Annotated in this window: 10 protein-coding genes; 3 read left to right on the forward strand and 7 right to left on the reverse strand. The window is 64.1% G+C overall.

From position 1 onward, the window contains the following. Position 1: 1 nt before the first annotated feature. Both thiI and VF515_15955 read left to right on the forward strand, forming a co-directional pair. Positions 2–1,222, forward strand: coding sequence for a tRNA uracil 4-sulfurtransferase ThiI (gene thiI / locus VF515_15950; protein HEX7409124.1), 1,221 nt, complete (start codon positions 2–4; stop codon positions 1,220–1,222). 232 nt (positions 1,223–1,454) lie between these two features. Next, positions 1,455–1,937, forward strand: a complete 483-nt coding sequence (locus VF515_15955; GenBank protein ID HEX7409125.1) for a hypothetical protein — start codon at positions 1,455–1,457, stop codon at positions 1,935–1,937. Positions 1,938–2,018: 81 nt separating this feature from the next. Here VF515_15955 and VF515_15960 read toward each other — a convergent pair whose 3' ends face one another. The 4 genes from VF515_15960 to VF515_15975 form a co-directional block, all read right to left on the reverse strand. Further along, positions 2,019–3,068, reverse strand: coding sequence for a M24 family metallopeptidase (locus VF515_15960; protein ID HEX7409126.1), 1,050 nt, complete (start codon positions 3,066–3,068; stop codon positions 2,019–2,021). A gap of 198 nt (positions 3,069–3,266) precedes the next feature. Next, a complete protein-coding gene (locus VF515_15965) occupies positions 3,267–4,607 on the reverse strand; it encodes an FAD-dependent oxidoreductase (GenBank protein HEX7409127.1) in 1,341 nt (446 codons plus the stop codon). A 120-nt stretch (positions 4,608–4,727) separates the two neighbouring features. Then, entirely contained in the window at positions 4,728–6,959 is a 2,232-nt protein-coding gene (locus tag VF515_15970; protein ID HEX7409128.1) for a molybdopterin-dependent oxidoreductase, read from the reverse strand. A 274-nt stretch (positions 6,960–7,233) separates the two neighbouring features. Beyond that, positions 7,234–7,605 carry a hypothetical protein gene (locus VF515_15975; GenBank protein HEX7409129.1) on the reverse strand — a complete coding sequence of 124 codons (372 nt, stop codon included), beginning with the start codon at positions 7,603–7,605 and terminating at the stop codon, positions 7,234–7,236. 88 nt (positions 7,606–7,693) lie between these two features. Between VF515_15975 and VF515_15980 the strand changes: the two genes are divergently transcribed. Then, positions 7,694–9,643 carry a hypothetical protein gene (locus VF515_15980; GenBank protein ID HEX7409130.1) on the forward strand — a complete coding sequence of 650 codons (1,950 nt, stop codon included), beginning with the start codon at positions 7,694–7,696 and terminating at the stop codon, positions 9,641–9,643. A 68-nt stretch (positions 9,644–9,711) separates the two neighbouring features. On the opposite strand, the gene VF515_15985 is transcribed toward VF515_15980, so the two are convergent. The 3 genes from VF515_15985 to VF515_15995 all read right to left on the reverse strand — a co-directional run. Further along, positions 9,712–11,634 carry an FAD-dependent oxidoreductase gene (locus tag VF515_15985; protein ID HEX7409131.1) on the reverse strand — a complete coding sequence of 641 codons (1,923 nt, stop codon included), beginning with the start codon at positions 11,632–11,634 and terminating at the stop codon, positions 9,712–9,714. A 200-nt stretch (positions 11,635–11,834) separates the two neighbouring features. Further along, entirely contained in the window at positions 11,835–12,533 is a 699-nt protein-coding gene (locus tag VF515_15990) for a pirin family protein (protein ID HEX7409132.1), read from the reverse strand. 106 nt (positions 12,534–12,639) lie between these two features. Then, the coding region (locus tag VF515_15995; protein HEX7409133.1) for a VOC family protein at positions 12,640–13,290 on the reverse strand (651 nt) is incomplete at its 5' end.

Genomic DNA, 13,290 nt, shown 5'->3' on the forward strand with positions numbered 1-13,290 from the left:
TATGAATCGAGTGGTCGTGCATTACCACGAGATCGCGTTGAAGCGCGGCAACCGGCCGGCGTTCGTCAGTCGGTTGGTTGACAACATCGGCAGAGCGCTGCGGGGCACCGGCGTCAAGCGCGTGCGTTCCGTGCCGGGACGCGTAGTGGTAAATCTCACCCCGCAGGCGGACTGGCCGGAGATCAGCCGTCGCCTGCAACGGATATTCGGGATTGCGAACTACGCGCTCTCATGGCGCGCCGAGCGTGACATCGACGCCATCACCACCAGGGCACTCGAGGCCATTGAGGGGCGGCACTTCGCCAGTTTTGCCGTACGAGCCAAGCGCGCCGACAAGAGCTTCCACCTGCCGTCGCCGGAGATCGGCCGCGTCGTGGGCAGTGCGGTAGCGGAACGCAGCCACGCTACCGTCGATCTGAAGCATCCGGAACTGACGATCAACATCGAGGTGTTGCCGCGTGAGGCGTTCGTAGCGCTGGAACGGCTCCCAGGTCCCGGTGGCTTGCCCGTCGGCGCGAGTGGTACGGTGCTGGCGTTGATTTCCGGCGGCATCGACTCGCCCGTCGCTGCCTGGCGCATGCTGCGACGCGGCTGCCAAGTCGCGTTCATCCACTTTCACGGCGCTCCGTACCAGGACCGCAGCAGTCGCGACAAGGTCGCGGAGCTGGTGCAGGTGCTGACGCCGTATCAGTTCGAGTCACGCTTACACCTGGTGCCTTTCGGGGAGATTCAACGGCAGATCGTGAGCCAAGTCTCCCGCCCCCATCGAGTGGTGCTCTACCGCCGCATGATGCTGCGCATCGCGGAGGCAGTGGCCAAATCGATTGGCGCCAGCGCGCTGGTCACCGGCGAGAGCTTGGGCCAGGTGGCCTCGCAAACGCTGTCTAACCTGACGGTGACTGAAGAGGCGACCTCGTTGTCCGTGTTCCGGCCGTTGATTGGCATGGATAAGGCGGAGATCACGGCGCAAGCGCAGCGGATCGGTTCGTTCGAGATTTCGATCCAGCCGGATCAGGATTGCTGCCTGCTCTTTGTGCCACGGCATCCCGCCACGCGAACCACCATCGCGGAGATTCACGAGTCCGAACGCCGGCTGGATATCCCGGCCATGGTTGCCATGGCGTTAGACAACCTGTCCGTGCAGGACTTCGTCTTTCCCAAGCCAACTGCACGCGAGCTGGCCGTCGACGCTGTCGACTCCACCGCAAGCGTGCAGCGCTGACCCGCCGAGAGGGTGCTCACGGGCCCGGTGCCCCACCCTTGGCCGACGCCAGGAAGAAGTTTCGCGACCAGACGCTGCAGCCCCATGCGTGGTGGGCCTGAAACCTCTGCCAATCCTTGCAGCAAATCCGGACCGCCGGCCCACGGCCCGATGTGATTTGCCGAAGCGTTTGATCCGTCGTTGGCTGGAATGGCCCTTGCTCACCAAGCGGTCGCCAGGGTGGCGTGTTGCCATGACAGAGGTTCACCGACAGCAGATTCTCCGCATGGAGGCAACGATCGCACAGCTTCGCCTCGGGGTCGTGTTGCTGCTCGCTGCCGCATTCTTGTCCGAGAACACGCCGCACGCGCCGAGCCATGGGCTGCTGACCGGGATCGCAGTTGCAGCGCTGGCGTATGCCGGCGTGGTTGTGATCGGGGAACCATTCCGGCGCTTGCCGCTCATCTGGTGGGACGTCATCAGCGGCTTTGTCGACTGGGGCTTCATCACCGCTTTGATCCTCGTTGCCGGTGGGGCTCGAAGCCAATTCTATCTGTTGTACTTCCTCTCGATTCTTTCGATCGCCATGCGTTACGGCCTTCGCGAAGCCCTGATCGCGGGGATGGGCACCGCACTCGGCTATCTCCTTGTGGTGCTGGCGATGTCCGAGACCTTACAGCCGAAACGTTCCGCCTGGCGTGCTGGAGCCCACCTCCATGTCATCGGATCTGGTTGATGCCTAGAGCAGCGTCTACCAGATCCGAAAGGCCTGCCCACCGTGAGGACTGCTGGTTGGGCCGAAGTTCAGCAACGCAGGTCAGCAGACGCAGCCCTCGTCAATGACCCACGGCGCGAAGGGCAGGCCGGAGAGCAACTCGTTGCCGCTCGGCGTGATGAGCAACGGTCGTTCCAGCCTGAAGCCGGCCACTCCCGGCCGGTTGCAGACGATGGCGATCTCCTGAACGTAATTCGGCTGCAGCTCGAAGTTGGGATCGGTCGCCAGGGGGTCATCGCTGGTGACGACGCACGGGAACCACTCGTGTCCGAAGTGCCCGATGCCGTGACCGTAGCCGGGTAGGACGACATCGGCCCATCCCTTGTTGGCCACGAACTCCCCCATCTGCATCGCCACTTCACCCAGGCGCTTGCCGGGCTGCATCAGCTCCACCAGCTGGTTGCACGACTCGACGTAGGCGCTCGCGAGGTCGCGCTGCGCCGCGGTCGGTTTGCCCATGATGGCGTTGTGCGCCACGTCGCCGAGCATGAGACCGTACATGGCGTGGATGTCGAGGATCACGGCTTCGTGGCACTGCACCAGCTTGCCCGTTGCCGGTGTGCACCCGCCCATGGGGTAGGCGGTCCGGTAGCCCGAGGCGATTTCCATCCCGCCGGTGAAGGTCCAAGCGAACTCGCTGCCAGCCTCGCGCGCCGCGCGTTCGGCGATGCCGGCAATATACTGCTCCGAGATGCCGACCCGAAGCTCATCGCGGATGGCTTCGATGGCGTGGTCGCAGATCGCGGCCGCTTGACGGAGCAGTTTCACCTCTGCGTCCTGTTTGATCAGCGTGACCCGGTCGATGATGTCGACCGCATTGACGACCGTGGCCTGCGGCAGCGCCCGAGCCAGACGCTCGTACTCCTCATGCGTGATGTAGCCGTCGGGGAGATAGCTGGAGGTGCCGCTTTCGATGGCGATGGTGCCCTTGTGCAAGCCGAGCGCGCGGATGTAGCTCGCCGCCATGTCGACCAGCCCTTGTCCGGGGAACGGACCGTAGGCGACGACGTTGTCCAACCAACTGTCATCGGCGACGCGTGCCGCGTCCATCATGAGCGTGATGACCTGCGGCGCACCCTTGGCGGGGATCACGGTGGCACTCCGCCACGGGCAGAAGGCGCCGGAGACGTGGGTGACCGTTTTCAGGCGCGTCCCGAAGAGCGATCAATCCCGCGCTGCTGCAGCGGCGCCTGGAGGTTTTCAATGCGCTTGCGGTAGTCGATTGCGACCTGCATGAGAGATCCTTTCTTTCTCTGGGAGCGCGGACGGCCAGTCTGCGCTCCTAGGCATTCACTGCGGCATGTGACGTTCGTAGATGCGGTCTTCCAGGCGCAGGTACCCGCGCACGGCTTGACCCAACACGAATCGCAGCGGCTCGGGCGGCCACGGAATGGTGCGACGGTTGACGAACCACATGCTGGTGAGGTCGGTCTTGCGCCCGCAGAGCAGGTCCGCCAGGGTCCGCCCGTTGAGGTGAGTCAGCGAGACGCCGTGTCCCATGCAGCCGAGGCTGTAGAGGGCGCGCGGATCTCCCAGTTGGCCGATGTCCGGCACCATCTGCGTGGGGACCGACACCGGCCCGCCCCAACGATGCGTGAAGCGCACGCCCTTGAGGCCGGGGAAGAGGCGCACGACGTCATTCTCGAGGTCGGCGAACACGCGCGCGTTCAGATCCCGGTCGAGGTCGCGTCCATAGGACAGACTCACATCGCTGCCGCCCATGGCCAGACGGTTGTCGATGGTCAGGCGGAAATAGTGCACCAGGTTGCGGGCGTCTTCGATCCCCTGCCGGTTCTTCCAGCCGATTGTCCCGAGCTGTTGTGGCGTCAGTGGCTCGGTGACGACCATATGCGTGAAGGCCGGTGACTGTTTGGAGTGTAACTCCGGAATGAGATGGGAGTAGGCATTCGTGGCCAGAACGATCTTGTCGGCCATCACGACGCCGCCGGGCGTGCGCAGCCTGAAGCGGGGACCACGCTGGATCTCCGTAACCGGCGTGCGCTCGTACACCGTGGCGCCGAACTGCTGTGCCACTCGCTTCAACTCGCGCACTTGCTTGGCGGGATTGAGCAGCCCGGACCGCGGTTCCCACCAGGCGCCCAGAAACAGGGGAGAGTCCACCTCGGCACGCACTTGATCGGCGTCGAGCCAGGTGATGCCGCTGATGCCCATGTCGCTGAGGATCTGCAAGTCATGCTGGATGCGCTTGACGTAGCCGGGCGTGGTGGCAACGCGCAGGAAGCCGGGAAACCAGTAGTCGGACTGCATGTTGTGCTCTTTGATGAGCGCATCAACGTAGTCGACGGCGCGCTCCATGTATTTCTGCGCCTCAACCGTGCGTTGCTGTCCGAAAAACAGTTTGGTGATGGCAGGTTCGAGGCCGAACAGCGTCATCGAGAAGCCGCCGTTGCGCCCGCTGGCGCCGTAGCCGATGACCTCGGATTCCAGAACGGCAACGTTCACGCCGGAATCGTCCCGGCGCAGGTTATAGGCCGTGGACAGCCCGGTGAAGCCGCCGCCGATGATGGCGACATCGACACTGATATCGCCCTGCACCGGCGGATTGGGCGTGTAAGGCCCGTAAGTCGCGAGCCAGAACGACTTGTCACTGTGATCCGTCGAAGAGTTCATACTTCCTCCGTGTGCTGACACCGGTGGTGGAATAGGCAGCGTTAGCGCACTCCCTTCCTGCCGGTTGGTAGGACCAATATGCATGGCGCCGCTCAATGTCAAAGATGACCGAGGTCAGCTCTACGCCGCGAATACCTCCACGGGTATTCCATTCACCACACTGGTGCCGGAAGGTTCATCGAGGAGATACTCGTCCGCAAGCTGGTTGGCGTTCACCCCCGGCTGCTGCTGCGTGGCGACCGAGAGCCGCGTTCCGGGCGCGGTGTGGCCGAAGCCGTGGGGCAGGGAGACGACGCCGGCCATCATCTCATCACTGATCTCGACCTCGGCGGACACCTCGCCGGCGCGCGAGCGTACCAGCGCACGCCCACCCGTGCGCAGGCCGATTCGCTCTGCGTCGTCCGGATGCACGAGCAAGGTGCAGCGGTTCCGCCCCTTGGCAAGCACCTCGACATTGTGCAGCCACGAGTTCATGTTGCGCAGCTGTCTGCGGCCAACCAAGAGGAGGCCCTGGTGTGTGCTGCTTTCGGTCAGGGCGCCTCTGAGCCGTTCGATGTCGCGCACCAGCAGCTCGTGAACCAGTGAGATGCGACGCCCCGGGGTCCTCAAGATGTCGGGCAACCTCGGCTGCAACGGGCCGAGGTCGATGGCGTGTGGAACCTTGCTGATCTTCGCCAACGACAGGCCTTCGGCATCATCGTCGAAGCCGTCGCCATACGGGCCGGTACGCAGCAGTATGTCGAGCAGGCGTTCCGGTCCGCGTCTGGTCCCGAGCTTGGCCCGGGCCACCTCCGGATTCACGTGCGGGCAGCGGGTGCCGGGCGCACCCATTAACGCCGCCAGCATGCCCTCGAACATGAAGTCGTCGTACGCGTCGACGGTGGTGTCGTTGAGCCGGGCGGCGATCTCCATCATGACGGCCCAGTGCGGTTTCGCGTCGGACGGTGGCGTGAAGATACGCGGCGAGTAACGGACCATGTTACGGATGGAGGTGGATTGGAACAGGAAGTCGAAGTTGGTTTCCTCAAAAGCGGTTGTCGTCGGCAGGATGACGTCGGCGTGCCGCGTCGTTTCGTTGAGGTAGATATCGATCGAGACCATGAAGTCGAGGCTCGCCAGCGCGCGCGAGAGGCGCTCGCCGTTCGGCGTGGAGAGGACCGGGTTGCCGACGACGGTCACCATGGCGCGAATGCGTTCATCGCCGGCCGAGTCGATCTCCTCGGCCATGACGGCAACGGGGAGCTGTCCGTCGAATTCCGGAAAACCGCGCACACGCGAACGAAAGCGCGCGTAGGGAATCGGCCCGGTGTCCTGGTCGACCGGCTCAGCCTGCCCGGTTGCGGGCCGCGGAAACATGAAGCCACCGGGACGATCGAGGTTGCCGGTGAGGAGGTTCACGACATCAATCAGCCAGCTTGCGAGCGTCCCGAATGCGACCGTGCAGGTGCCCAGACGCCCATAGCACACGGCGCGTTCGGCGGCGGCGAAGTCGCGGGTCAACTGCCGGATGGTCGCGGCGTCGATGCCCGTGACCGTGGCGACGGCTTCGGGCGGGAAGTCGTGCGCGAGTTTCCTGACGTCGTCAATCCCGTCGGTGAAGTCCGCCAGCCGCCCCGGACGCACCAGGCCTTCTTCGAACAGCGTATGCACCATGGCAAAGAGGAGGAACGCGTCGGTTCCCGGCCTGATGAAGAGGTGCTGGCTGGCGCGTGCCGCCGTCTCGGTGCGCCGCGGATCGACGACGACGCTGCGCCCGCCGCGCGCATGCAGCGCGCGCAAGCGGGCCTCCATGTTCGGCGCCGACATCAGGCTGCCCTGTGAGACGAGAGGGTTGCCGCCGAGGCAGAGGAAGAAGTCCGTGCGGTCGAGGTCGGGGATGGGGAAGAGCCAGGCGTCGCCGTAGAGGATCCGGCAGGTGAGGTTCTTGGGAAACTGGTCCACCGTTGCGCCCGAGAAAATGCGTTGCGAGCCCAGGGCCCCGATGAACATGGCAGACCACAGCATGGCGCCGAAATTGTGGCCGGTGGGATTGCCGATGTACGTGGCGATCGCGTCCGCGCCGTGTGCGGTGCGGATTGCCTTCAAGCGTGATCCGACGTACTCGAACGCTTCTTCCCAACCGATCTCCTCGAAGCCCTGACCGGTGCGCCGCAGCGGCCGGCGAATGCGGTCGGGATCCTCGTACACGGCCTGCGGCGCGAAGGCTTTGGGACAGAGATAGCCGCGGCTGCGCGGATCATCCGCATCCCCACGGATCGTGACGATCCTGTTGGTTCCGCGATCGACGTCAACGACGATCCCGCAACTTGCCTCGCAAATCGGGCACGAACGATGCACGCTCTCGACAGCCATGCGCACTTATTTCCCCCGGGTGCGCGGGCTGTCAAGCAGCGTGTCGGCAGCCTGATCGTGAGAGTGGCTGAAAGGTTCGGTCTGACCGGCACGCCTTGCTTGTGGCCCTTCCGCACCCCCTGACCGCTTAGGCGTCAACATTCTTGTGATTCGCCCCGCCCTGACACCGAGATGGCGGGTGACGGAGCGATGCCGCCTCCCAGGGCCACGATGAGCGATAGGCACACGCTTTGCTACTAGGACGTGACATGAAAGCGGCAACTCAGCACAAGTTCTACGGCCAAGTTCGTGGGCCACATGCGCCGTGGCTCGGGCTCGTCGCCATTGTTCTCGCGCTGCCAATGGTGACACCGCTGCTGGCCTCGGCCGCCGCCACACCAACGCCGACGCCTACGCGGACACGGACCAGCACCAAAACGCCCACCAACACAAAGACCCCGACCAGGACAAAAGCCCCAACCAGCACCAAGACACCGACCAAGACCCGCACACCCACGGTCACTCCCACACCATCGATACCCCCAACTCTGACGAGTTCGTCGACGGCCACGAGTACGCTCTCGCCGACGCTGACGCCGACCAGTAGCCCGACAGCGACACCGAGCGCGAGTGCCACGGCCACACCAACGAGTACGCCAACCAGCACGGCAACACCGACTGATACTCAGACACCGACGTCCACACCGACGGCCGCCGCAACGTCGTTTCCTGTCTGTCCGCTGGGCGGGGCGACTGTGACGGTTCGTGTGAACAATCCGACCGGGGTGCCCCAATCAGTCACCCTTGCCGGGAGCGTGCTGACCGCCTCGTGTATCGGGGGCGCGACCGGCTATGCTGCCACCGTCATCTGCGGCGTGGGCACCACCGACTGCCTCACCACGTCCGGACTCACCTCCGGCATCTGGACGCACCAGGTCAGCGTGGGGGCGCAGAACCAGTTCAGCAAGAGTATCGTGGTCGACGCGGACCCGAACGGAATCCCGAACACCATCTCTTGGGTTGTCTTCTCGACGGTTCTCAGCGTCGACCGAACCGACGACGTCGCCACGAATCCCACCCCGCAATGCCCAAGCGCGCCGGGCACCCAGACTTGCACCCTGCGGCAGGCCATGTCGGCTGGGGCCACCGCCGCCGCCCCGCTCTTGATCCAGTTCGACCCGACGGTGTTCCCTGCCGGGACACCGACCACGATTCAGTTAACCCAGTCGACCAGGCTAGCGATCGCCGGCGCCCAGATGACGATCGACGGAACGGATCCCAATGGCGATCCAACTTTCCCCGGCGATCCGTACAATCGCATTGTGCTCCTCCCCGCTAACGGCGCGACGTTCGTCTTCTCCAATCAGGGCGCGCGCCTGGCGGGACTCTTTCTCCAGCGAGCGCTCCTAGCGGATGGCGCGACGCCGGGTGACATCATCACCTTCAACGGCAGCGGCGGCCAGACGCAGCAGAACGTCGTCGCCAACTGCAAGATCGACGGCGGCGGCAGCAGTCTGACGACCAAGTCGACGGCGCACGACTGCGTCGAAGGGTTCGGCGGGGCCGGTCTCAACTGGAGCAGTGCCAACCTGATTCAAAACACCGAGCTGACCGCATGTCCCGACAAGGGGGTCAAGGCCACCACGTTGGCTTACCTCACCGTGCAGGACAGCTGGGTGCACCACAACATCGGCGGCGGCATCCAGGCGACCCTCAGCGGCAACGTCGAGGCGGATCGTAATGTCATCGAGTTCAACGGATACAATGCGACGGTGCAGGTGTTCACCAACGGGAACGGCGTTGCCGCGAACGGTGCCAACGCGGTCGTCGCCCCGACCACACCCGACACGCCGTCGGTTCTGCAGACCAACGGCAATGTCTTGCGCAACAACAGCTCGCGCGGGATCTCGGTGCAAGAGTTGTCTGACGCCGTAATCACCAACGACTTCACCTGCGGTGCGACCAACAGTGCTGCAAGTGGCCAGAACGGGATCGCCATCTTCAACAGCACGACCAGCCCGGCCTCCGCCATCGTCAGAGGAACCGCCAGCGTCTACAACGGCCGCAACGGGGCCACCATCACCGACCAATCAACCGGCGACTTCGGCCAGACTAGCCCTGACGGCGGGAACAACGCGTTTACGCAGAATGCCACGAATGCCGCTCTCGGCGGGCATAACTTCGACAACTCCACTAGCCCGCAAACCACCCTTCCGGCGCCGGGTAACCAGTGGCAGCACTGCTACGCCGACCCGGCGAATCCGGCGGCGACCTGCGACGGGAACATCAGCCTCGACATCAACGGGCCTGTGAGTGTTTCCCCGCCCCAGCCGTACCGGGCGGACGGGAACACTCTGACGGTTGTGATTCAGAGCTTCGCGCCCACCAAGGCGACGGCCGGAGACCTCGTGCGCATCACGGGCAGCGGCTTCAACGCGATCGACGGCTACCCACCGGGCGGCGATTGCACGACCACCGTGCAGCAGAGCAACTCGTGTAATCCCATCGCCGGCACTTGCGTTCAGTACGAAGCGTCTCCGGAGCAATGGGTGGACCTCCCGGTGCAAGCGGTGACGCCGGCCGAGATCGTGGTGCGCATGCCCCCCGGGACCACATGCGCGCAGCCCGTCACCGTTCGCGTGCAGCGGCTCGATGACACGGGGGCCATCGTGACCGGGACGAAAACGTTCTGCACCAACTCTTAGGCCCGATCGCTCGTGCTCCTCGTCTCATAGCGCCGGCGCTCACGAGGCGCGCTGGTTGGGTAACCCGGTCACTCAATTACCCGGGCGGCGTGGAAACCGTCCCAGATGGCGTTGAGGATGTTGCGTGGCTTGACGCAGTCGCCAATGGTAACGATCTCCGGTGCGTGCTCTTCGAGCGCATCACGCAGAGTGAGGTCCGGCTGAAATCCCGTAGCGATCACGATGGAGTCCGCTGCCAGTTCTTGCTGGCCGCCATCACGTTCCACCACTGCCCCGCCTGTGGTGATCTTGACGAGCTTCGTGTTCGTCAGCACCTCCACCTTGCTGTCGGCCAGCAACGTGTGAATCGCCAGCATGGTGTTGGCGTTCTTTCCTTCCGGGATCAATTGGCCCGCCATTTCGACGATGGTGACCTGTTTCCCCTGTTGCGCCAGGTGGGCGGCGGCCTCGCTGCCGCACAAGCCGCCGCCGATCACGAGCACGCGTTCTCCGACCGACTTTGTCCCTTCGAACAGGTCCACGGTGCTCAAGACGTGACCGAGTCGTACGCCGGGAACGTCCGGCAGCTTGAACTGCGAACCGGTGGCGACGATCACCACGTCAGGCTTGTGCTTCCGAACCAGCTCGGGAGTGACTTGCTTCTTGAGTTCGACCTTGACGCCGGCTTTCTCGACCTGTGTTGAGAGATATCGGATCAACGGCTTGATGTTGCCCTTGAAGTCCGGGGCGGCAGCGAGTCGCAGTTTCCCGCCCAGCCGGTCGCTCTTCTCCCACAGCGTCACCTTACACCCGCGGGCCGCTGCCACCCGAGCCGCTTCCAGTCCACCGGGCCCGCCGCCGATGACGAGCACGGATTTCTTCCGCTCAATCGGTGTGGGTGCGTACTCCTTTTCCCAGCCGGTCTGAGCGTTCACCGCGCAGCTGAGATGCAACGGATTGAGACAGCCCTCGTTGCAGGCGATGCACGGCTTGATGTCATCGTCCCGGCCGTCTTTGGCCTTCTTGGGCCAGTCCGGATCGGCCAGCAGGGGCCGCCCCAGTGCAACGAAGTCCGCCTTGCCTTCTTCCACGACCTGACGGGCAATCGCGGGATCTCCCAGCTTTCCGTGCGCGATGACCGGGAGCTTGACGACGCGTTTCACGGCTTCGGCCAAGGCGATCTGGCAGCCGGACTTCTCGTACATGCTCGGGATGACGCGGTTCCACACTTCGTAGCAGCCGCCATCGATGTGCAGCGCATCGACCCCGGCCTGCTCCAGCCGTCGGGCAAGCTCCAGGCCTTCTTCGAGCCTGCGCCCGCCGGGGATGTAATGGTCGGGGGTGAACTTGTAGATGATCGGGCAATCCGGGCCCACCGCGTATCGGGTGGCGCCGATGAGTTCCATGGTGAACCGCAGTCTGCCGTTCAGGTCACCGCCGTACGCATCGGTGCGCTTGTTCCACAGTGCCGTCTGGAACTGATCGATCAAGTAGCCGCCGTACCCTTGAATCTCGATCCCGTCAACGCCGGCCATCTTCGCCATGCCAGCGGCCGTCGCGAAGGACTTCACAATCTGTCCGATTTCCTCGACCGTCAGCGCTCGCGTCGAGATGGCTGGATTGTAGAAGCACGGCAGGACGGAAGCCGAAATCGGGGGAATGGGATTGCCCTCGAGGTAATTCACTCTGCCGAAGCCGGCCGTCAGTTGTAGGACGAGCTTCGAACCGTAGTGATGCATGGCGTTGCACAACTCGTACAAGCGTCCCATGAAGGAAGGGTTGGTGAGCCGGGGCAAGAAGTGAGCGATGCCGCCTTCGATGTCGGTGTTGACGATGGCGGCGCCGGTGATGATCATGCCCGTGCCACCCTTGGCCCGAGCAGCATAGAAGTCGATCAACCGGCGGGAGTAGCCGAAATCGGCATCCGGGAGCCCGCTCGTTCCCATCGGAGCCATGGCAATTCTGTTCTTGACCTCCATGCTTCCGATTTTGGCTCGCTCGAACAGCTTCATGGTTGTGCCTCCTCTGCTGCGGATGTTGGCTTCAGAATGCGACGGGGGGCTCTTTCTCACAGGCGTACCGCGGTTGCAAGACACCGCGTCGCTCCTGTGCGTCGTGGACGCATCATGGCAACGCCTCGGTGATCCTGTGCCCTATGCAAGCCATGCCCGCGAGTTGCAGGGCGGCCCGGGCCAGTCGCCGGCATGGCCGCTCAGGCCAGATCGAACAGCAGAATCTCCGCAGGCGTGTCGGCGCTGATCCTGAGCGTTGAGGTGTCGCTCACTGACGCACCGTCGCCAACGGAGAGTGAAACGTCGTTGAGTGTGACCGTGCCACGAGCGACCTGCAACCAAGCGTGACGGTCGGGGCGGAGATCATGGATGACCTGGTCTCCGCGATCCAAAAGAGCGGCGAAGAGGTTCACGTCCTGGTGGACCGTCACCGAGCCGTCACGCCCGTCACGTGATGCGACCAGGCGCAACCTCCGTTGCCGCTCCGCAACCGCGAAGCTGCACTGTTCGTAGCCCGGTGCCAGCCCTTGGCCTTCCGGTAGAATCCAGATCTGCAGGAAATGCAGCAAGTCGGTCTGCGAGTGGTTGTGCTCGCTGTGGGTGATGCCTGTCCCCGCGCTCATGCGCTGCACGTCGCCCGGTCGAATCACGGAGCCGTTGCCGAGGCTATCCCGATGTTCGAGCGCGCCCTCTAGGACGTACGTGATGATCTCCATGTCGCGATGACTGTGGGTCGCAAAGCCTCTGCCTGGCTGCACTCGGTCTTCGTTGATCACACGGAGCTGGCGGAAGCCCATGTGCGCTGGATCGTAGTAGTCCGCAAAGGAGAAGGTGTGGAAGCTTTCGAGCCATCCATGTTGCGCGTGACCGCGTTTGTCGCCTGGCCGGATGGTGATCATTGGCCCGAGTATAAGCCCTTTTCTTCTCTTGATAAGAGGGGCGGAGACGAGATCTGCCGCTCGGGCCGGAATACGAGCCGTGCGCGCCGACCATGCGGATCGGATTTCACCCGCCAGCGCTCAACAGCAACGTGGGAATGCCCGCCGTACCGGAGCGCGCGGTGGCAACAGAGGTGCCGGGTTTGTGGCCGGGGCGGATGGCGCTGACATCAACTCCGTTCCGCAACAGACGAGTACGACACGCGTCGAGATCCTTGACCTGGTAGGCGACACCGGAGAGGCGGTCCGGACCGGCTGCGTTTGTTGGCTGTGGCAGCGTTCCCACGAATTCGAGGGTGATGCCACCGCTGCGGAAGAAGAGCATGCGTAAGCCGCGGGCGGGGAACTCACGGTCGAGTGCCAGGCGAAGATTCAATCGGTCGCGCCACAAGGCGAGAGCACGATCGAGGTTGGGCGAATGAACCACCACGTGGTCGATCGCGTTTGCCGCGTCGTCAGGGATTTCCGGCGCCGCGAGATCCAACGGCGGGCCGACACGTACGGACAGACCGTGAAACGCATCGGACGTGCTCGGCCACGGTGCATTTGTCGGAGCGGTCGCCGCAAAACGCAGGACCTGCAGCCCCGGCGCTCCTTCCGCCAACTCCACCGCGCCGCGTCCGAGCTGGAACCGCCGCGTGCCGTCATCGAGCAGATACGCTCGCACCCCGAGCAGCAACTCGTATTGGCCTACGGCCTGACCGAGATCGGAGACCTG

Source organism: Candidatus Binatia bacterium, from assembly GCA_036382395.1.
Taxonomy (GTDB): Bacteria; Desulfobacterota; Binatia; order HRBIN30; family HRBIN30; genus JAGDMS01.